The organism is Streptomyces sp. R-07 (assembly GCF_049913175.1).
Taxonomy (GTDB): domain Bacteria; phylum Actinomycetota; class Actinomycetes; order Streptomycetales; family Streptomycetaceae; genus Streptomyces.
The window spans coordinates 6631007-6650052 of record NZ_CP183978.1 but is presented as its reverse complement, the minus strand read 5'-3'; the positions used below and the strand labels follow the sequence as shown (position 1 = coordinate 6650052).

The window sequence follows — 19046 nt, the reverse complement described above, 5'->3', positions numbered from 1 at the left end:
GACCCGGCTCAGTACTCCCCGAGCGCTTCCTTCAGGGCCCGGCGGCAGAGGGAGTCGGCGCGTCGGGTGGTCTCGGGGATCCGGTAGCGCGGGGCGATGTGCAGGGTGTGGGCACAGGCGTTGGCGAGGGAGACCCGGTGGCCGACCGAGACGAACACGGGCTTCACGCCGGCCTGGGTGCGCAGGGCCCGGCCCACCTCCTCGCCCTCGGCCAGGAGCGGGGCGGACTCGCCGCGCGCGGGGCCGGGCTGCGCGTAGGTGAAGGTGAAGGGGTTCTTGGCGACGCCGATGGACGCCCGGCCGGTGAGCACCCCGAGGTGGCTGGCGAGCCCGAAGCGGCGTGGGTGGGCGAGGCCGTAGCCGTCGCAGACCAGGAGGCCCGGGTCGGCGGTCAGGGCGTCGAGCGCGGCGAGCACGGTCGGTATCTCGCGGAAGGCGAGGAGCCCGGGGACGTACGGGAAGGAGACCCGGCCGACGGCCGTGGCCTCCTCCACCACGTCCAGGGTCCGCGCGTCGAGCACGACCGCCGCGGCGGCGACGAGGTCCCGCTCGTCGTCGTAGGCCACGTCGAGGCCGGTGACATGACCCTCGCCGACCGCCGGCCCCTCCTCGTCGCGCACGAGCCGCCCGCGCAGCTCCTGCTGGACGGCCCGGGCGGAGGTCTCGTCGGCGGGCCAGCCCGCCGGAATCTCGATGATCGTCATGGTGGGCCCACCCTACGGCGGGCCCTTGCGCGCGGTCAGTGGCTGCTCGCCGCGACGCCCTCCGCCGCGTACGCCTCGTCCGAGAGTCCGCTCGGGCCTCCGGCGACGCCGAGCCGGCGATCGGGGCGCCGTGGTGGTGGATGGGGAGGACGACGCTCTTGTCCTTCACCTCGCCCGGTCCGGTCGTCGCGGGCGCGGGCGCGGCGGTGGCCGGTCAGCAGCGCGCCGGTGGGCCGGATGGGGGTCCGGCCCTACGCCGAACGGTCGCCGGGGGTACGGGTAGCCTGGCGATCATGTTCGTACTGGAATTGACCTACACCGCGCCCGTCGAGCGGGTGGACGCGCTGCTCGACGCGCACGTCGAGTGGCTGGACGCGCAGTACGCCGAGGGCGTGTTCCTGGCGTCGGGCCGGAAGAACCCGCGGGACGGCGGGGTCATCCTGGCCGCCGGGGTCGACCGCGCGGAGATCGAGAGGATCACGGCGGCCGACCCGTTCAGCGTCGAGGGCGTGTGCGAGTACCGGATCACGGAGTTCTACGCGACCAAGACGGCCGACGGGATCGCCGCGTACCGGGAGCAGCTGCCCGCCTAGCCCCTGGTGACCGCTAGCCCCCGGGTGACCAGCCGGGAGCAGCCGCCCTCCTAGTCCGTCGTGACCGGCCGGGAGCAGCTGCGCGCCCAGGGCCGGGCGGGCCCTAGTCGTTCGTGATCAGCCGGGCGATGCGGCCCTTCTCGCCCGAGGCCCAGCAGGAGCCGTCCGGGGTGCAGTCGACCGTGTCGTACGAGCCGGTGTCGACCGTGCGCCAGGTGCGGCCGCCGTCGGTGGTGAGGTCGGTGCCGGTCGGGCCGACGGCGAGCGCGGCCGTCCTGCTGTGCGGGAGCCAGGCGACGCCGGAGCGGTAGGCGGGCGGTGGCGTGGCCGCGGGGCGCCAGCTGCGGCCCCCGTCGGTGCTGACCGCGCCGGCCTGCGGGGACGGCTGGTCCTTGCGGTAGTCGCCGCCGACGGCGATTCCGTGGGAGCGGTCGCGGAAGGCGAGCCCGAAGACGCCGCGGGCCGGGTCTCCGGCCGGGATCGGCGTGTCCGTGGCGGTCCAGGTCAGTCCGCGGTCGGCGGAGTGGAGCACGCGCGCGGTGGCGCCGCCGCCCGTCGCGAGCCACACGTCGCGGGGGCCGGCCGACACGAGGCACTGGCCGCTCGCGGCGAAGCCCGCCTCGCCGGGGAGCGCGGCCGGCATCCCGTCGCTCGGCAGGACCTGCCAGGAGCGGCCTCCGTCGCGGGTGGAGAGGATCCGGTACTTCCCGTCGACCGGGTCGCTCATGGCGAGTCCGTGCCGGTGGTCGAAGAAGGTCATGCAGTCGTAGAAGGCCCGTGCGTCGGTGTTGCGGAAGGACTCGGTCCAGGTGGCGCCGCCGTCCTCGGTGCGCAGCACCCGGGAGGCCTCGCCCTCCCCGATGGCGAGGACGACGGCCCGGCGGGCGTCGAAGGCCTCGACATCGCGGAACTCCAGGTCGGCCGCGCCCGGCGGCGATACGTTTCGCCAGCTTCGGCCGCCGTCGGTGGTGCGCAGCACCGTGCCCTTCGAGCCCGCGGCCCACGCGGTGCGGTGGTCGACCGGCGCGAGCCCCCGGAAGCGGGCGTCGGTTCCGGTCGGAGTGAGCTGCCAGCCGGCCGCTGCCGCGGGGGTCTCCCCGGCACGCGCCGGGGCGGCCAGGGTCAGCGCGAGCGCCGCCCCGATCAGCCCCACCGACATCGTTCGTCTCGTCTTCCCCATGGACGTCATGGCGCCGGAAGCTAGTGCCCCGGGCCGCTCCGCGTCCAGGGTGCGTCCCCGGCCGGACGTTCTAGGCTGGGTCGCATGACCGACCGCGCGACCGACCGTACGAGCGAGCGGACGAGCGACGAGAAGCCGAGGCTCAAGGAGTACGAGGGCGAGGGCATCACCGTCACGTTCGAGCCGCGCCGCTGTCTGCACGCGGCCGAGTGCGTCCACGGCCTGCCGGAGGTCTTCGACCTGTCCCGGCGCCCGTGGGTCCTGCCCGACGCGGCCGAGCCCGCCCGGGTCGCGGAGGTCGTACGGCGCTGCCCGTCCGGGGCGCTCCAGTACCACCACCACCCCGAGGACGCCGTGGCGGAACCGCCGGACTCCCCCACCACCGTGCGGCGCACGCCCGCCGGGCAGCTGGTGGTGCGGGGCGATCTGGTCGTGACCGGCACGTACGGGGAGCGGCACGAGACACGGGCCATGCTCTGCGGCTGCGGAGCCTCCGGCAACCAGCCGTACTGCGACCACTCCGGCCCCTGCGCCGAGCCGGACGACGACGTCGCCGAGGAACGCTGACCCCTCGGTGACGCAGCTCACGTGGGGCCCCAGTGCACGTTCCGGCCGCCTCGCTCGTCTTGAGGAGTGTCAGGTGCCCTGGTGTCGGGGAGACGCACAGGATCCGAAGCCCGCGTGAGAGGAGCCGGTCTTGTCCGCCGTCATCGAGCAGGCCGTGCAGGCCCGTCTGGTCGCTTCCGCTCCCCGGATGGAGACCGTTCCCGCGACCCTGCGGTACGACCGGGAGGATCCGTACGCCGTGAGCATGGCGTTTCCGCCGCCGGCGACCCTGGAGGGCGTCGAGGTCTCCTGGGCCTTCGCGCGGGAGCTGCTCGTCCAGGGGGTGGAGCGGCCGGCCGGGGTCGGGGACGTGCGCCTGCGTCCGTACGGGTACGACCGCACGGTCGTCGAGTTCCACGCACCGGAGGGGGTGGCCATGGTCCACGTACGGACCTCCGAGCTGCGCCGCTTCCTGGAGCGCTCGCAGCACCTGGTTCCGGCGGGGAACGAGCACCGGTACCTGGACTGGGACCAGGACCTGGCGGAGCTGCTGCGCGACCGCCCGTAGCTCCTGCCCTTCGCATCAGGCCGTAAATCGATTGCGGGTCCCCCGGACCCGGTCGTACGGTCGGTACCGACCTTGTCGTCACCCGATCGGAGAAGGACGTTGCTCGTCTGAGGTTGCGAGACACCGAGCCGCGCGTGCCCCCTGTGCCGCGTGTGCCGTTCTCGACCTCGGCGTACGAGCCGTTCTCCGCACTGCCCGCGCCCCGGTGTCTCTCGCGTTGCTCCCTTTCCACGCTCGCGCGACGCCCCGGGAGGCCTCCATGTCATCTCACCCCACCTTCGTCACCTGCACCTCTCTCTCCTTCTCCTGGCCCGACGGCACCGAGGTCCTCGACGACTTCCGGCTCACGGTCGGCCCCGGCCGCACCGGGCTCGTCGGGCTCAACGGCTCCGGCAAGTCCACGCTCCTGCGGCTGATCGCGGGCGAACTGGCACCGGCGGCGGGCACCGTCCGCGTCACCTGCGAACTCGGGTACCTCCCGCAGAACCTGGTCCTGGACACCGCACGGCGGGTGGACGAGATCCTCGGCATCGCCGGCCGGCGGGCCGCCCTGCACGCCATCGAGGCGGGCGACGTGGCGGAGGAGCACTTCACCGCCGTCGGCGACGACTGGGACGTGGAAGAGCGGGCCCGGGCCGTCCTCGACCAGCTCGGGCTCGACCACGTCGGCCTCGACCGGACCGTGGGCGAGATCTCGGGCGGCGAGTCCGTGCTGCTGCGCCTCGCCGCGCTGCTGCTCGCCCGGCCCGACGTCCTGCTGCTCGACGAACCCACCAACAACCTGGACCTGCACGCCCGCGCCCGCCTGTACGAGGCGGTGGAGAGGTGGTCCGGGGTCCTGATCGTGGTCAGCCACGACCGTGAACTCCTGGACCGGGTCGACCAGATCGCCGATCTGCGCGACGGCACGGTCACCTGGTACGGCGGAAACTGGTCCGCGTACGAGACGGCGCTCGCCGCCGAACAGGAGGCGGCCGAGCGGATGGTACGGGTCGCCGAGGCCGACGTACAACGCCAGAAGCGCGAACTCTCCGACGCGCACATGAAGTTGGCACGCCGCAGGCGCTACGGCCAGAAGAGCTTCGAGAACAAGGTCGCGTCGAAGCTCGTGGCCAACAGCAACAAGAGGGACGCGCAGGTCACGGCCGGCAAGCAGAAGACGCTGCACAGGGAGCGCCTCTCGGAGGCCCGGGAGCGGCTCGACGCGGCGGTCGAGGCGGTACGGGACGACGACGAGATCCGCGTCGAGCTGCCCCGCACCTCGGTGCCGCCGGGCCGCGAGGTACTGCACCTGCGGGACCTGGAGCTGCGCTACGGAGCCAGGGCCGGCGGCGCGTTCGAGCTGCGCGGCCCGGAGCGGATCGCCCTGGTCGGCCGGAACGGCGCCGGCAAGACGACGCTGCTCCGGACGATCGCCGGCGAGCTGGAGCCGCTGTCGGGCGAGACGGAGGCGCGGGTGCCGCTCCGCTTCCTGCCGCAGCGGCTCGACGTGCTCGACGACGGGCTGAGCGTGGTGGAGAACGTGGCCCGCTTCGCGCCCACGGCGACGGGGAACGCGATCAGGGCCCGGCTCGCCCGGTTCCTGTTCCGGGGGGCGCGGGCGGATCAGCCCGTCGGCACCCTGTCGGGCGGGGAGCGGTTCCGGGCGACGCTCGCCGCGCTGCTCCTCGCGGAGCCGGCTCCGCAGCTGCTGATGCTGGACGAGCCGACGAACAACCTGGACATGGCGTCGGTGCGGAAGCTGACGGCGGCCCTCGACGCCTACGAGGGGGCGCTGATCGTGGCCAGCCACGACGTGGCGTTCCTGGAGTCGCTGGGGATCACCCGCTGGCTGCTGCTCGACGGTGAGCTGCGGCCGACGACGGCGGAGGAGGTCAGGGGGACGGCACCGAACCCTCGCCGGAGCGAGGTCCGGGAACCCGCGGCGGAGTGATGTCCGGGAACCGGCGGCGGAGTGACACCGGACCTGGCGAGGGAACGACGTCCGGTCCGGGGGCTAGCGGTGCAGTAACGCCCAGGACTTGGTGCCTCCGCCGGGGGTGAGGACGGGGGCGAGTCCCCAGTCCCCGCCGTGCGCGTCGACCGCCGCGGCCAGCAGCCACATGCTGCGGCTGCGGCGGTCGCGGCATTCCTCGGCCGCGGACGGCGAGGCGTGGGCCGGGTGCTGGTCGTAGACGACGATCCGCAGGGCCTCGAACTGCCAGCGGACGCGCAGGATCATCTCCCGGTCCGGGGTGAACCGGTAGGCGGCCGAGACGAGTTCGGAGGCGGCGAGGGCGGCGGTCTCGCAGAGGTCGGAGAGGCCGTGCCGGGTGAGGAGCGTGCGGACCGCCTGGCGCGCGAGTCCCGCGCAGTAGGCGCCGCCGGGGAGCAGCATCGAGTAGCTGAGGTTCTCCGTGGCGGGAGGTATGGGCCCGGCCGCGGCGGCGGCCGGGAGGCAACGCAGGGCGCCCTTCATCGATTTGCTCACATTTCCTGGTGCATGCGGGGGTACCTGCACACGGTCGCGGTAGCCCCGTGTGAGACTTGCGCTACCGACCGTAGCGCACGACCGGAGCACGGTGCTACTACTTGCGGGTACTCGTGCCATTTCGGCCAAAACGACGGCTCGCCCGGAGCCGCGGCGTCACGGAGCGAAGGGGAGAGAGAGCGTGCCACCCAGGAGCAGCCCGACCGCGCGACAGCAGCGCCTCGGGAGCGAACTACGCAAACTGCGCGAACAGTCCGGCATGTCGACCCAGCAGGCCGCCGCCCTCCTGGGAGTCGACCGCACCCGCATCCCGAACATCGAGTCGGGCCGATTCGGGATCAGCGCCGAACGCGTCCGCACCCTCGCCTTCAACTACGGCTGCCCGGACACCGGACTCGTCGACCTCCTCGCCGGCATGGCCCACGAGCGGGACCGCGGCTGGTGGGAGGAGCACCGCGGCCTGTTGCCGCCCGCGCTCCTCGACATCGCCGAACTGGAGTTCCACGCCTCGGAGTTGGAGACCTCCGTCACCACCCACATCCCGGGCCTCCTGCAGACCGAGGAGCACGCCAGGGCGGTCTTCGACACCGCCGTCCCCCCACTGCCCGGTCCCGACCTGGAGGCCCGGCTCGCCCTGCGACTGCGCCGCCAGCAGGTCCTGGACCGCGACCGACCGGTACGGTACGAGGCGGTGATCCACGAAGCGGCGCTGCGCATGCAGTTCGGCGGGCCGAAGGCCGCGCGGGCCCAGCTGGAACACATCCTGGCCCACACCGAGCGGGACACCGTCTCCGTACGCGTGATCCCTTTCTCCGCGGGGGGTTTCCCCGGGGCGGGCCAGTCGTTCACCTATGTGTCCGCGCCGGTGCCGCAGCTCGACACCGTGCAGCTCGACTCCTCCCACGGCTCGCTCCTGCTCGACACCGACATGCAACTGCGCCGGTACCGCGGCCTGCTGGACCGGCTGCGCGGGCTCGCGCTCTCCGCGACCGAATCTCGCGCGTTCGTCCGCGCCATATCCCAGGATCTGTGAAGGACCCCACGCCATGAACGTCACGACCGACGCCCCCCACGCCCCGACCGCCCCCACCGCCGCCGAGATCGACTGGAACGAGGCCTTCTGCAGCGAGGGCGCCAACTGCTTCCGGTTCGGTCTCGACGCCTCCGGCCGGGCCTACATCGGCTCGACGCTCTCCCCCACGGAGTACGTCAGCGACTCGGTGGAGGCGCTCCGGGCACTCATCTCGGCCGTGAAGGCCGGCGCGGCCGATCACCTGCTCTGAGCGGCCGCGCGTCTGCGCTGCGTAGTCGACCGCCTGGCCGGCAGCTGCCGACCAGGACGTGACCTGCGTCTCCAGCACCCCGCCGGAGCAGTGAACATAACGGAACGTAACCGGACATCGCCGGGACGGGCTTGGCCGACGCCTTACGGAGCCTTAACCTACGGTCTCGTAACCTACGAATCCGTAGGTATGCCCGTATGCCCTTCCTTCTCCGTCCCCAGGAGTTCCCGTGACGCTCACCTCTCCCCCCCTCGGCAGCTCGGCAGGGTGGACCGACGCACGGCTGCTCTACGCGCTCGAAGAGGTCGTGGAGAAGGAGCTCAACCGGCACCTCAAGGTCACCAAGGACTGGATGCCGCACGAGTACGTGCCGTGGTCCGACGGCCGAAACTTCCCCGGCTTCTTCGAGGACGGCGAGGCCTGGGAGCCTTCGCAGTCCAAGGTCACCGACATCGGCAAGATCGCCCTCGTCGTCAACCTGCTCACCGAGGACAACCTCCCGAGCTACCACCACGAGATCGCCAGCCTCTTCGGCCGCGACGGCGCCTGGGGCACCTGGGTGCACCGCTGGACCGCCGAGGAGGGCCGGCACGGCATCGTGATGCGCGACTACCTGCTCGCCTCGCGCGCCGTCGACCCGGACAAGCTGGAGCAGTTCCGGATGGCGCACATGAGCGAGGGCTTCGAGTCCGACAACCGGCACTCGATGCTGCACTCCGTCGCGTACGTGGCCTTCCAGGAGCTCGCCACCCGCATCTCGCACCGCAACACCGGCCACCAGTCCGGCGACCCGGTCTGCGACCGCATGCTCTCCCGCATCGCCACCGACGAGAACCTGCACATGGTCTTCTACCGCAACCTGCTGGGCGCGGCCTTCGAGCTCGCCCCCGACCTGACCATGCAGGCCGTGCGGGACGTCGTGGTCAACTTCCGGATGCCCGGACACGGCATGCCGGGCTTCGAGCGGGCGGCCGCGCAGATGGCGATCGGCGAGATCTACAACATGCGCATCCACCACGACGACGTGCTCCAGCCCGTCCTGCGCTTCCTCAAGGTCCTCCAGATCGAGGGCCTCGGCCCGGACGGCCTGCGCGCCCAGGAGGAGCTGGGGCTCTACATGAACGGCCTGGACAGCGAGGCCAGCAAGTTCGACGAGAAGCTCGCGGCCCGCAAGGCCCGGATGGCCGCGCGCGCGGCCGGCTGAGCCGTCCCTGGTCCGGGGCCTGACCGGCCCTGACCCGCCGGACAGGCCGTAGGGCGGTCCCGGACCACGGTCCCGGACCACGGTCCGGGACCGCCGACGCGGCTCGGCGACTCTCCGGCTCAGCGGCTCTGCCGCTTGAGCCGCCCGCGTTCCTTCTCGGAGAGCCCGCCCCACACCCCGAACCTCTCGTCGTGGGTCAGCGCGTACTCCAGGCACGCCACGCGCCCCTCGCACGCCCCGCACAGCTGCTTCGCCTCGCGCGTCGACGAGCCGGGGGCCGGGAAGAAGAACTCCGGGCCGGCCTGGGCGCACAGGGCGTTCTCGCGCCAGGAGAGGTCGGGGGCGGTCAGCACGTCGGTATCCGTCTGCATGACCGACAGCTTGCCGACGCGCCGTAAACACGCCATCAACGTTCGATCAATGGCGGATACCCAGCGCCGGTGGGACTGTTTCGGGGACCCCGCAACCCGCCTCCCACCATGTGGGATCGGGCATGAACGGAGTGTTTCCGACCTCGCCGGTGGCCTCGTTCGGCTCCCGCCCCATGGGAGCGTGGGAGCCCGATCACCCACGGGGAGCGAACCCTATGACGACCGAGGCCGGCATCGTCCGACCCCCGGCGGGCGCCCAGGCGGTCCGCCGCGCACTGGACGTGCTGCACTGTTTCCACGACAACGGGCCCGACCTGAGCGCCTCCGACCTCGCGCGCCGGCTCGGGCTCTCCACCTCGACGGCGCACCGACTGGCCCGCACCCTGCTCGGTGCGGGCTTCCTGGAGCAGGACGCCCGGACCGCGCGCTACCGGCTCGGCCCGGCGATGACGGAGCTGGGCCGCCTCTCGTACCACCAAAGGGGCCTCCACCTGGCCGCGCCCGAGCTGTCGGACCTGGCCGAACGGACGGGCGCGACGGCTGACTTGGCGCTCCGCAGCGGTCCGCACGCGGTGATCGTGGCAGGCGGTTCGGTGACCCCGAAGGTGGGGTTGCGCCGGCCGCTGCACTCGACGGCGACGGGGAAGGTGCTGCTCGCGTGGCCCCGGGCGGGCGAGGGCGGGCCGCGCTCGCTGCCGCCGCTGTACGTGTTCACGGAGCGGACCATCGCCGAACCGCCCGCCCTGGCCGCCGAGTTGGCACGCGTACGGGAGGCTGGGTACGCCCTCGACGACGGCGCGTCGGCGCACGGGGTACGGACGGTGGCCGTGCCGGTCCTGGAGCGCGCGGGGCACGCTCGGTTCGCGCTCGCGGTCCGGGCGACCCCCGAGCAGATCACCGACGCGCGGCTCGACTGGTACCTGGCACAGGCGCGGGCCTGCGCACGGGCCCTGGAGGTGCTGCTGCTCGCCCCGGCGGAGCGGCGGGACCCGGGAGAGCGGGCGGGCTAACCCCGGCGCCCCCGCCGAGATGTCCGCACGGTCGTGCGTTCAGTACGATGGGGGCATGAGCGGCAGCGCCGGAAGCGGCACCGGGACCAAGACCGACGGACGCGTCGAGCGGGGCAACCAGACCCGGCGCCTCGTCCTCGGCCGGACGATGGACATCGCCTCGGTCGAGGGGCTCGAAGGCCTGTCCCTGGGGCGGATCGCGACCGAGCTGGAGCTGAGCAAGAGCGGTGTCTTCGCCCTCTTCGGCTCCAAGGAGGAGCTCCAGCTCGCCACCGTCCGGGCGGCCGTCGCCGTCTTCGCCGACCGCGTCGTCACCCCCCTCCAGGACCTGCCGCCGGGCGCGCGACGGGTGCGCGAGCTGTGCCGTAACTGGCTCGCGTACTCCTCGGAGCGGGTCTTCGCGGGCGGCTGCTTCTTCTACGCGGTCTCGGCCGAGTTCGACGCCCGTACGGGCCCGGTGCACGACGCCGTCGCCCGGACCCGCAGCGACTGGACCGCCTACGTGGAAGGGGCCCTGACGGAGGCACGCGCCGCCGGGGAGTTCGCCGGGGACCTGGACGTGGAGCAGCTGGCCTTCGAGGTGATCGCCCTCATGGAGGCGGCCAACGCCCGGTCCGTGCTGTTCGCCGACCCCGGCGCGTACGCCCGCGCGGAGCGGGGCATCACGGCCCGCCTGCTCGCCTCGGCCACGGACAAGGGCCGGGCGGCGCTCACCGATCCGGCCTGACCGGCGGCCGACAGCGGTCGGGCCCGGGCCCTCACGGCTCCTTCCTCTCACGTCCCCGCGCCCGCCGCACCCCGGGCCGCCCGCCCGGCTACGGCGCCCTCGCTGATCGGGTGAGGGCGCGGTGTCGCGCGCGCCCGCCTCGGGGCACCCCCGCACGGTGAGCGGGTCGGCCGGAACCGTCGGCACTCCCGCCCGCGGTCCGGCCCGCCTCCAGAGAGGAGCGCGCATGTCCGTCCCGGACTCCCCGCCAGGCACCCGCCGCAGATCCGCCCTGCGAAGAACCCTCGCGACGCTCGCCGCCCTGGTGCTGCCCGGCCTCGGCCCGTCCGTCCCCTCCCCCGCGTACGCCGACGGCGCGGGGGCACGGGACATCCGTACGGCCCCGCCGGGCACCGCCCTGGCCTGGGGGAGCAACGACTCCGGCCGGCTCGGCGACGGCAGCACCTCCGACCCCCGGCCGGGCAACAACACGGCGACGATCACCACGCCGCTGAACCGACACCCTCGCGTGACGTGACCGCCGGTTCCGTGCCGGTGCCGGCGGTCGCGAACCCCACGGCCTCGGCCACGACGCCGGGATCCGTGAGGATACGGCGGTGGCCGAGGCCCCGGGTGACGACGAGCCGGGCCCGCTCGCCATGGGCCCGGGCGAGGAACCGCGCCTGGGCCAGGGGCACCATGTCGTCACCCTCGTCGTGGAACAGCAGGACGGGCGCGCCGAGTTCGCCCGGCGCGTGGTCGGCGCCGAAGCGGTCCCAGACGCCCGGCTCGCCGGGGGCGAGGCGCCGCTCGACGTACGCGCGCATGGACCGGACCACCCGCTCGTCCAGGCGGAGCCCGGCCCGGAAGCCCTCCATGAGCATGTCGAAGGAGCCGACGCCGCCGAGGCCCACGAAGCGGGCCGTGCGGACGCCGTCCCGGAGGGCGAAGAGGGCGGCGAGGACGCCGAAGGAGTGGGCGATGACGGCCTCGAAGTCGCCGTACCGGGCGTGCAACTCCCGGATGATCTCCCGGTATTCGACGATGTTGCTCGCCCGGCCGGAGGAGTCGCCGTGGCCGGGCGCGTCGAAGGCGACCGGGCTGTACCCGCGCGCGAGGAGCTCCTCGGCGAAGGCGCCGAGCCGCGAGGCGCGGGAGGACCAGCCGTGGACGAGCAGGACGGGCCGCCGCCCGTCGCCCCAGGCGTAGGTCACGACGTCCTCGCCCCGGACGCGGAGGCGGTCGGTGCGGGCGGCGGCGAGGAGTTCCTGTTCCGCCGGTTTCACCCGTGCCCGGCCGAGCGGGCGCACGAAGAGCCGGAAGGCCCAGTGGCCTGCAGTGCCGGGCGCGACGCGGGCGGTGGTGTTCAGGGCGGTGCGGATGAGCGGAGCCATGGGGTACATGCCGGTTCTCCTCGGGCGGCCTGGGTACACAAGAAATACTAGCACGACCGTTCGTGTTGTTTTAGAGTGGCGACGGAGGACGGGCCGGCACCCACCCGGAGGCCGCCGGCCCGTCCTCTCAGCTCTCCTTCTTCGCCCGGCTCGGCTGCACCCGCTTCGGCTCGCCCGGCATCTTCGGGTACTCCGGCGGGTACGGCAGGTCGCCCAGACCGTGGTCCGCCTCGTCCTTCCGGGCCAGGTCGAGCAGCGACTCCAGGCTGAACCGCTCGTCGTCCATGTCCGCGTGGACGTCGCCGACCTCCGCGTACCGGACCGGCATGCTCCTGATGTCGAAGTCCCGCGGTACGGCCTCGTCGATCTCCTCCCACCGCAGCGGCGCCGAGACCGGGGCGTGCGGGCGGGGGCGTACGGAGTAGGCGGAGGCGATCGTGCGGTCCCGGGCCGTCTGGTTGTAGTCGACGAAGATCCGCTCGCCGCGCTCCTCCTTCCACCACTTGATCGTGACCCGCTCCGGCATCCGCCGCTCCAGCTCCCGTCCGCAGGCGATGGCCGCCCGCCTGACCTGGGTGAACGTCCATTCGGGGGCGATCGGCACGAAGACGTGGAGGCCCCGGCCGCCCGAGGTCTTCGGCCAGCCCCGCAGTCCGTGCTCGTCGAGGACCGCGCGCAGTTCGTGGGCGGCGCGGACGGCGTCGGCGTAGTCCGTGCCGGGCTGCGGGTCGAGGTCGATGCGGAGCTCGTCGGGGTGGTCGGTGTCGTCCCGGCGGACCGGCCAGGGATGGAAGGTGACGGCACCGAGGTTGGCCGCCCAGAGCACGGCCGCCGGTTCGGTGGGGCACATCTCGTCGGCCGACCGGCCGCTGGGGAAGGTGATGTGGGCCGTCGGGATCCAGTCCGGCAGGTACTTGGGGGCGCGCTTCTGGAAGAAGGACTCGCCGGTCACCCCGTCGGGGTAGCGCTCCAGGGTGGTGGGGCGGTTCCGCAGGGCGCGCGTGACGCCGTCACCCACGGCCAGGTAGTACTGCACCAAGTCCATCTTGGTGTAGCCGGGTTCGGGGAAGTACACCTTGTCGGGGTTGGAGACCCGCACGGTCCGGTCGCCGACTTCCAGTTCCACCGCTGCCGTCTTGCCTGCCATGCGGGTCAGCCTAGGGCTCGCCGACAACTCCCGCATACCGGACAATCGCCCCATGGATCTCCCGGTGATGCCGCCCGTGAAACCGATGCTCGCCAAGTCCGTGAAGCGGATCCCGCCCGGCATGCAGTACGAGGCGAAGTGGGACGGCTTCCGCGCGATCGTGCACCGGGACGGGCCGGAGCTCGTCATCGGCAGCCGTACGGGCAAGCCGCTCACCCGCTACTTCCCCGAGCTGGTCGAGGCGCTCGCGGCCCGGCTGCCGGAGCGCTGCGTCGTCGACGGGGAGATCGTCATCGAGCACGACGGCCGGCTCGACTTCGACCAGCTCTCCGAGCGGATCCATCCGGCCGACTCCCGGGTCCGGCTGCTGGCCGGGACCACCCCGGCCCGGTTCATCGCCTTCGACCTGCTCGCCCTCGGGGACGACTCGCTGCTCGACACCCCGCTCAGCGAGCGCCGGGCAGCCCTGGAGCGGGCCCTCGACGGGGTCGACGCACCGGTCCACCTGGCGCCGGCGACCCGGGACGCCGAGCTCGCGGAGCGCTGGTTCGAGCAGTACGAGGGCGCCGGGCTCGACGGGGTGATCGCCAAGCCGCTCGACCTGCCGTACCGGCCGGACGCCCGCCTCATGTACAAGATCAAGCACGAGCGGACGGCCGACGTCGTCGTGGCCGGATACCGCTTCCACAAGAGCGGGCCGGTGGTCGGCTCGCTGCTGCTCGGCCTGTACGACGACCGGGGCTCCCTCCAGCACGTCGGCGTGTGCGCGGCCTTCACCGCCGTCCGCCGTGCCGAGCTGATCGAGGAGCTGGAGCCGCTCCGGATGGACCCCCCGGACGGGCACCCGTGGGCGGCGTGGACGGACGAGGCCGCGCACGAGGGGGCCCGGCTGCCGGGCGCCCCGAGCCGCTGGTCGGGCAAGAAGGACCTGTCGTGGGTGGCGCTGCGGCCGGAGAGGGTCTGCGAGGTCGGCTACGACCACATGGAGGGGGACCGCTTCCGCCACACCGCGCAGTTCAAGCGGTGGCGCCCGGACCGGACGCCGGACTCCTGCGGCTACGGACAGCTGGACGAGCCCGTCTCGTACGACCTGTCCGAGATCCTCACGTAGACACCGGGCCGGCCCGCGCGGAAGACGCCGGACCGCAACGTGAGATGCCACACATTCCACCGATGATCAGCATGCGCCCGGACCCCCGATCCGACAGCACGTTCGACGAACTTCCGAGCGATACGCAGGGACGGTGTGCAAAGCGGTCGCGTCCGCCCGCCCCCGTACCTGCGGGAACGCCTCCGCGCGCGCCCGGCGACGCCGCACGGTCCGCCCGCCCGGGGCCCGCGCACCCCGCCGCCGGCCCCCGCGGCCGTTGCCCGCCCGCGACATCGCCGTACCGGAACCCGTACCGCGATCCGGTACGTATTGGAGAGGAGACCCTTCCGTACCCTCCCCGGACCGACTAGGACTGACCCGTGATCACCTCGCCCTCGCGCCTCGTTCCCGTACCGATCCCCGACAGCGTGGCCGCCCTGATCGGCGCCTGCCTTCCGCTGCACGTCCTCCAGGCCGAGGTCGACGCGGACTGCGCGGCGCGCGAGGTGTACCGCTTCCGGGGACCGCTCTGCGCGGAGGACCGGGCGGACCGCGAACACGCGCTCGCCGCGCTCGCGCGGGCCAACAAGATCCTCGCCAAGCACCACCCCCGACTGCCCGTCACCCCCTGACCGGGTACACCTGTTCGGCCGTCCCCCGCATGCGTGAGGGCGGGCCCGGTGTGACGCTGCGAGAGTGACCACGACCAGCGACGCAGCGCCCGCGCCCTCGGCCGCCACCGAGCCACCCGTGCTCGACAGCCGCCGCCGCAACATCGTCTTCGGCACGATCATGCTGGGCGTCCTCCTCGCCGCCCTCGACCAGACGATCGTCGGCACCGCCCTGCCCACGATCGTCTCGGACCTCGGCGGCGCCGCCCACATGTCGTGGGTGGTCACCTCGTACCTGCTCGCCGAGACGGTCGCGACCGTCCTCGTCGGCAAGTTCGGCGATCTCTTCGGCCGCAAGGTGATCTTCCAGGTCTCCGCGGTCGTCTTCATCACCGGCTCCTTCCTCTGCGGACTCGCCACCAACATGACGCTGCTGATCGTCTGGCGCGGTCTCCAGGGCATCGGCGCCGGCGGCCTGATGGTCACCTCGATGGCGCTCATCGCCGATGTGATCCCGCTGCGCGAACGCGGCAAGTACCAGGGCGCGATCGGGGCCGTGTTCGGTGTCTCGACCGTCATCGGCCCGCTCCTCGGCGGCCTGTTCACCGACCACCTCAGCTGGCGCTGGGCGTTCTACGTCAACGTCCCCATCGCGATCCTGGTCGTCATCGCCGCCCACCGCACGATCCCCTCCGTACGCTCCGCGAGCCGGCCGGTCATCGACTACGCGGGCATCGCGCTCGTCGCCGCCGGATCCAGCGCCCTGATCCTGGCGACCAGTTGGGGCGGCAACGAGTACGCCTGGGGGTCCGGCGTCATCATCGGGCTCTTCGCGGGCGGCCTGACCGCCCTGGCCCTGTTCTGCTGGGTGGAGACCCGGGCGGCCGAACCCATGCTGCCCATGCGGCTGTTCGGGAACCCCGTCTTCACGGTCTGCTCCGTGCTCAGCTTCGTCGTCGGCTTCGCCATGCTCGGCGCGATGACCTTCCTGCCGACCTATCTGCAGTACGTCGACGGGGAGTCGGCGACCATGTCCGGCATCCGCACCCTCCCCATGGTCGTCGGCCTCCTCATCGCCTCCATCTTCAGCGGCAACGTGGTCAGCAAGACCGGCCACTACCGGATCTTCCCGATCGTCGGCTGTCTCGTGATGGGCGTCGGCCTCTTCCTGCTGTCCCTCATGGGCCCGGACACCGGCACCTGGCTGGAATCGCTGTACATGTTCGTCCTCGGCGTCGGCATCGGCCTGTGCATGCAGGTCCTGACCATCGCCGTGCAGAACACCGTCGAGTACGCCGACCTCGGCACCGCCACCTCCGGCGTCACCTTCTTCCGCACCCTCGGCAGCTCCTTCGGCACGGCCGTCTTCGGCACGATCTACGCCAACTCCCTCAAGCCCAACCTCGAGGAGGGCGTCGGCGAGGCCGCCGCCGTCGCCGGGAGCCTCGGCGTGAGCCCGGCCGGAATCGCGCAGGCCGCGCAGAGCCCGGCCGGCCTGCACGGCCTCCCGGACCGGGTCGCCGAGCCGATCGTCCAGGCGTACGCGGACACGCTGCACACCGTCTTCCTCTGGACGGTGCCGGTCGCGGCCGTCGGCTTCGTCGTCGCCCTCTTCCTCAAGCAGGTGGAGCTGCGCGACTCGGCCCGCTCCGCCGCCCCCGACATGGGCGAGGGCTTCGGCTCCCCCACCATGTCCGGCGACTCGGAGAAGCTCCTCGAACTGGCCGTCGGCCGGATCCTGCGCCGCACCGACTACGAGACGGCCCGGGCGATCGTCGCCGCGTCCGACACCCGGCTCGACACGGCGGGGGCGTGGGCGGTGATGCAGGTCGAACTCTTCACGCGGACGGTCGGGCACGCGAGCCTCGGCCTGATCTCGGCCGGACGGCGGGTGCCGCCCGAGGTGCTGCTGCCGGTCTTCGACCGGATGGTCGACGAGGGCTTCCTCACCCGCGACGGCAGCCTGCTCTCCCACACGGCTGCGGGCAAGCGCGAGGCCGACGTCATCACACACGCCTGGGGCGAGTGGCTCTCCGACGTCGTCGCGCAGGAGCGCGGCCGGCCCAGCGGGCCCGAGCTGCGGGTGGCGACGGACGCCATCGCCAAGAAGATCGTCGCCGAGGACCTCGCGAGCGGGCTCCCGAGAGAACGGGTGACGGCGGGCGTGGGCGCGCGCTGAGGTCGGTGCCCCGAAAGACAGGCCCTAGTCGATGAAGTCGCCGTCCACGTACACCCATGCGCCCTCGTGGCGGGCGAAACGGCTCCGCTCGTGCAGGGCGCCGGGTTCGCCGCCGTGGACGTAGCGGGCGGTGAAGGTGACGGTGCCGTGCTGGTGGAAGGCCGTGCCCTCGGTGGACCCCTCGATCTCCAGGCCGGCCCACCGCATCCCCGGGTCGAAGTCGACCTCGCCCGGCCGTGTCTCCGGCGCCCAGGTGCGCAGCAGGTACTGCTCGTCGCGGACGACGAAGGCGCAGTAGCGGGAGCGCATGAGCAGCTCGGCGGTGGGCGCCGTACCGCCGGTGCCCGAGTGGAACCGGCCGCAGCACGCGCCGTAGGCGGCGTCGAGACCGCAGGGGCAGGGCGAGGTCGCGGTCACGGAGGGTGCGGGGGCGGCCGGGGACGTGCGGGGGCGGGTCTTGCGTCGGGACATGGCGTCATTGTCCCCCACGGGGTACGCGCGGCGGAGCCGCGGCGTCTCCGGTCCCGCACGGGGAGCCGCGCCCGGCATGTGGACGCCCGCGCGGACGGCCGTCCGGAATCCCGCTGCTCACAGGGCCCCTCCGAGTAGCGTACGAGCATGAAACTGACGATTCTCGGAGGCGGCGGATTCCGGGTGCCGCTGGTGTACGGCGCTCTGCTCGGCGACCACGCCGATGGGCGGGTCACCCACGTCACCCTGTACGACCTCGACGAGGGGCGGCTCTCGGCCATCGCGCGGGTTCTCGCGGACCAGGCGGAGGGAGTGCCCGACGCGCCGGCGGTGACGGCGACGACGGATCTGGACGAGGCGCTGCGCGGGGCGGACTTCGTGTTCTCCGCGATCCGGGTCGGCGGTCTGGAGGGCCGGGCGGCCGACGAGCGGATCGCGCTCGCCGAGGGGGTGCTCGGCCAGGAGACCGTGGGCGCCGGCGGCATCGCGTACGGGCTGCGGACCGTGCCCGTCGCGGTGCGCATCGCCCGGAGGATCGCCGAACTCGCCCCCGACGCCTGGGTCATCAACTTCACCAATCCGGCCGGTCTGGTCACGGAGGCGATGTCCCGGGTGCTCGGCGACCGGGTCGTCGGCATCTGCGACTCGCCCGTGGGCCTCGGCCGCCGGGTCGCCCGCATCCTGGGCGCGAACCCGGACGAGGCCTGGATCGACTACGTGGGCCTCAACCACCTGGGCTGGCTGCGGGGGCTGCGGGTCGGCGGACAGGACGTTCTGCCGCGGCTGCTCGCCGACGAGGAGGCGCTCGGCTCCTTCGAGGAGGGCCGGCTCTTCGGCCCGGAGTGGCTGCGCTCGCTCGGCGCGATCCCCAACGAGTACCTGCACTACTACTACTTCAACCGGGAGGCGGTCCACGCCTACCGGACGGCCGAGCGGACCCGCGGCGCGTATCTGCGCGACCAACAGGGCGCGTTCTACCAGGAGATGAGCAAGCCCGACACCCCCGCCCTCGACGCCTGGCACCGTACGCTCGCCGACCGGGAGGCCACGTACATGGCCGCCAACCGGGAGGCCGCCGGGATCGGGGAGCGGGACGAGGAGGACCTGGAGTCGGGCGGCTACGAGAAGGTGGCGCTCGCGCTCATGCGGGCGATCGCCCGGGACGAGCGGACCACGCTCATCCTCAACGTGCGCAACGGTGCGACGCTCTCGGTGCTCGACGCGGACGCGGTGATCGAGGTGCCGTGCTTCGTGGACGCGAACGGCGCCCACCCGGTGTCGGTGGCCCCGCTGCCGTACCACGCCGTCGGTCTGGTCACCGCCGTGAAGGCGGTGGAGCGCGAGGTCCTCGCGGCGGTGGAGAGCGGCTCGCGGGCGACGGCCGTGAAGGCCTTCGCGCTGCATCCGCTGGTGGACTCGGTCGCGGTGGCCCGCCGCCTGGTGGAGGGCTACACGACGGAGCATCCCGGTCTGGCCTGGCTGCGAAGCTGACGTGACCGGGCGGCGAACGGACGGCTGA

General features: G+C 72.9%; 21 protein-coding genes. 14 read left to right on the top strand and 7 right to left on the bottom strand.

What is annotated here, in order from left to right; all coding sequences use genetic code 11:
• Window positions 1-8 precede the first annotated feature (8 nt).
• The gene (locus tag ACN9M0_RS30510) at window positions 9-704 is read right to left on the bottom strand and encodes an endonuclease V (RefSeq protein WP_366040836.1); all 696 of its coding nucleotides are present in this window, start codon (window positions 702-704) and stop codon (window positions 9-11) included.
• 293 nt (window positions 705-997) lie between these two features.
• Here ACN9M0_RS30510 and ACN9M0_RS30505 point away from each other — a divergent pair, with 293 nt between their 5' ends.
• Window positions 998-1297, top strand: a complete 300-nt coding sequence (locus ACN9M0_RS30505) for a YciI family protein (protein WP_366040834.1) — start codon at window positions 998-1000, stop codon at window positions 1295-1297.
• 103 nt (window positions 1298-1400) lie between these two features.
• Here ACN9M0_RS30505 and ACN9M0_RS30500 read toward each other — a convergent pair whose 3' ends face one another.
• A complete protein-coding gene (locus tag ACN9M0_RS30500) occupies window positions 1401-2477 on the bottom strand; it encodes a WD40/YVTN/BNR-like repeat-containing protein (protein WP_426405348.1) in 1077 nt (358 codons plus the stop codon).
• Window positions 2478-2561: 84 nt separating this feature from the next.
• On the opposite strand from ACN9M0_RS30500, the gene ACN9M0_RS30495 reads away from it, so the two are divergent.
• The 3 genes from ACN9M0_RS30495 (at window position 2562) to ACN9M0_RS30485 (ending at window position 5524) form a co-directional block, all read left to right on the top strand.
• Window positions 2562-3044, top strand: coding sequence for a (4Fe-4S)-binding protein (locus ACN9M0_RS30495; RefSeq protein ID WP_399696730.1), 483 nt, complete (start codon window positions 2562-2564; stop codon window positions 3042-3044).
• A 130-nt stretch (window positions 3045-3174) separates the two neighbouring features.
• Window positions 3175-3591 (top strand): SsgA family sporulation/cell division regulator, encoded by a 417-nt coding sequence (locus ACN9M0_RS30490; protein WP_366040832.1) that lies wholly within the window; start codon window positions 3175-3177, stop codon window positions 3589-3591.
• Between the two features lie 259 nt (window positions 3592-3850).
• A complete protein-coding gene (locus ACN9M0_RS30485; RefSeq protein ID WP_426404541.1) occupies window positions 3851-5524 on the top strand; it encodes an ABC-F family ATP-binding cassette domain-containing protein in 1674 nt (557 codons plus the stop codon).
• A gap of 63 nt (window positions 5525-5587) precedes the next feature.
• On the opposite strand, the gene ACN9M0_RS30480 is transcribed toward ACN9M0_RS30485, so the two are convergent.
• Window positions 5588-6061, bottom strand: a complete 474-nt coding sequence (locus tag ACN9M0_RS30480; protein WP_366040830.1) for an ATP-binding protein — start codon at window positions 6059-6061, stop codon at window positions 5588-5590.
• A gap of 181 nt (window positions 6062-6242) precedes the next feature.
• Here ACN9M0_RS30480 and ACN9M0_RS30475 point away from each other — a divergent pair, with 181 nt between their 5' ends.
• The 3 genes from ACN9M0_RS30475 to ACN9M0_RS30465 all read left to right on the top strand — a co-directional run bounded on the left by ACN9M0_RS30475 (window position 6243) and on the right by ACN9M0_RS30465 (window position 8548).
• A complete protein-coding gene (locus ACN9M0_RS30475; RefSeq protein ID WP_426404540.1) occupies window positions 6243-7094 on the top strand; it encodes a helix-turn-helix domain-containing protein in 852 nt (283 codons plus the stop codon).
• Between the two features lie 13 nt (window positions 7095-7107).
• The gene (locus ACN9M0_RS30470; RefSeq protein WP_366040827.1) at window positions 7108-7344 is read left to right on the top strand and encodes a hypothetical protein; all 237 of its coding nucleotides are present in this window, start codon (window positions 7108-7110) and stop codon (window positions 7342-7344) included.
• 229 nt (window positions 7345-7573) lie between these two features.
• The gene (locus ACN9M0_RS30465) at window positions 7574-8548 is read left to right on the top strand and encodes an acyl-ACP desaturase (protein ID WP_366040826.1); all 975 of its coding nucleotides are present in this window, start codon (window positions 7574-7576) and stop codon (window positions 8546-8548) included.
• Between the two features lie 119 nt (window positions 8549-8667).
• On the opposite strand, the gene ACN9M0_RS30460 is transcribed toward ACN9M0_RS30465, so the two are convergent.
• Complete coding sequence (locus tag ACN9M0_RS30460) at window positions 8668-8919, bottom strand: WhiB family transcriptional regulator (protein WP_189803449.1); 252 nt, start codon at window positions 8917-8919, stop codon at window positions 8668-8670.
• 215 nt (window positions 8920-9134) lie between these two features.
• Between ACN9M0_RS30460 and ACN9M0_RS30455 the strand changes: the two genes are divergently transcribed.
• The 3 genes from ACN9M0_RS30455 to ACN9M0_RS30445 all read left to right on the top strand — a co-directional run bounded on the left by ACN9M0_RS30455 (window position 9135) and on the right by ACN9M0_RS30445 (window position 11173).
• Window positions 9135-9929 carry an IclR family transcriptional regulator gene (locus tag ACN9M0_RS30455; RefSeq protein WP_426404539.1) on the top strand — a complete coding sequence of 265 codons (795 nt, stop codon included), beginning with the start codon at window positions 9135-9137 and terminating at the stop codon, window positions 9927-9929.
• Window positions 9930-9984: 55 nt separating this feature from the next.
• A complete protein-coding gene (locus ACN9M0_RS30450; RefSeq protein ID WP_366040824.1) occupies window positions 9985-10656 on the top strand; it encodes a TetR/AcrR family transcriptional regulator in 672 nt (223 codons plus the stop codon).
• 226 nt (window positions 10657-10882) lie between these two features.
• Window positions 10883-11173, top strand: a complete 291-nt coding sequence (locus tag ACN9M0_RS30445; protein WP_426404538.1) for a hypothetical protein — start codon at window positions 10883-10885, stop codon at window positions 11171-11173.
• Here the strand turns inward: ACN9M0_RS30445 and ACN9M0_RS30440 are convergent.
• Window positions 11136-12038 (bottom strand): alpha/beta fold hydrolase, encoded by a 903-nt coding sequence (locus ACN9M0_RS30440; RefSeq protein ID WP_426404537.1) that lies wholly within the window; start codon window positions 12036-12038, stop codon window positions 11136-11138. The genes ACN9M0_RS30445 and ACN9M0_RS30440 overlap by 38 nt on opposite strands.
• A 118-nt stretch (window positions 12039-12156) precedes the next feature.
• The gene (ligD, locus tag ACN9M0_RS30435; protein WP_366040822.1) at window positions 12157-13176 is read right to left on the bottom strand and encodes a non-homologous end-joining DNA ligase; all 1020 of its coding nucleotides are present in this window, start codon (window positions 13174-13176) and stop codon (window positions 12157-12159) included.
• A gap of 52 nt (window positions 13177-13228) precedes the next feature.
• On the opposite strand from ligD, the gene ACN9M0_RS30430 reads away from it, so the two are divergent.
• The 3 genes from ACN9M0_RS30430 to ACN9M0_RS30420 all read left to right on the top strand — a co-directional run bounded on the left by ACN9M0_RS30430 (window position 13229) and on the right by ACN9M0_RS30420 (window position 17056).
• A complete protein-coding gene (locus tag ACN9M0_RS30430) occupies window positions 13229-14287 on the top strand; it encodes an ATP-dependent DNA ligase (RefSeq protein ID WP_426404536.1) in 1059 nt (352 codons plus the stop codon).
• A 359-nt stretch (window positions 14288-14646) separates the two neighbouring features.
• Entirely contained in the window at window positions 14647-14898 is a 252-nt protein-coding gene (locus ACN9M0_RS30425; protein ID WP_376509471.1) for a hypothetical protein, read from the top strand.
• 64 nt (window positions 14899-14962) lie between these two features.
• On the top strand, window positions 14963-17056 hold the full coding sequence (locus ACN9M0_RS30420; RefSeq protein ID WP_366040820.1) for an MDR family MFS transporter: 2094 nt from the start codon (window positions 14963-14965) through the stop codon (window positions 17054-17056).
• Window positions 17057-17080: 24 nt separating this feature from the next.
• Here ACN9M0_RS30420 and ACN9M0_RS30415 read toward each other — a convergent pair whose 3' ends face one another.
• Window positions 17081-17527 carry a YchJ family protein gene (locus ACN9M0_RS30415; protein ID WP_399696712.1) on the bottom strand — a complete coding sequence of 149 codons (447 nt, stop codon included), beginning with the start codon at window positions 17525-17527 and terminating at the stop codon, window positions 17081-17083.
• 147 nt (window positions 17528-17674) lie between these two features.
• Between ACN9M0_RS30415 and ACN9M0_RS30410 the strand changes: the two genes are divergently transcribed.
• A complete protein-coding gene (locus ACN9M0_RS30410) occupies window positions 17675-19018 on the top strand; it encodes a 6-phospho-beta-glucosidase (protein ID WP_399696710.1) in 1344 nt (447 codons plus the stop codon).
• The last annotated feature ends 28 nt before the right edge of the window (window positions 19019-19046 follow it).